This is a genomic window from Vogesella mureinivorans (assembly GCF_007644035.1).
Lineage (GTDB): Bacteria > Pseudomonadota > Gammaproteobacteria > Burkholderiales > Chromobacteriaceae > Vogesella > Vogesella mureinivorans.
Genome location: NZ_VMTV02000461.1, coordinates 1 through 393 on the forward strand (window position 1 = coordinate 1; position 393 = coordinate 393).

General features: G+C 67.9%; 1 protein-coding gene. It reads right to left on the minus strand.

Features of this window, described 5'->3' with window-relative positions:
- Positions 1-393, minus strand: a 393-nt coding sequence (locus FLQ44_RS11530; protein ID WP_147694475.1) for a polyprenyl synthetase family protein, incomplete at both ends; no start/stop codon positions are given.

Below are 393 nucleotides of genomic sequence, written 5' to 3' on the forward strand. Positions count from 1 at the left end.
GCCCTGCTCGATTGCAGCCGCCATGCGCGCGCGGGTCTCGGCGTCAACGCGGGTCAACGCGTGGATAAGGGGCAGGGTGGCCTTGCCCTCGGCCAGATCGTCGCCGAGGTTCTTGCCGAGCGTGCTGGCATCGGCCGTATAGTCAAGCACGTCGTCGGCAATCTGGAAGGCGTAGCCCAGCGCAAGGCCAAAGCGCTCCATCGCCGCCTGCTGTGCTTCCGCAGCGCCGGCGAGCAGTGCGCCGAGACGCGTGGCAGCGGCGAACAGCACGGCCGTCTTGCGCTCGATCACGCGCAGGTAGGCGGCCTCGTCGGTATCCGGGTTGTGCACGTGCAGCAGCTGCAGCACCTCGCCCTCGGCGATCGCATTGGTGGTGTTGGCGAGTATGCGCAT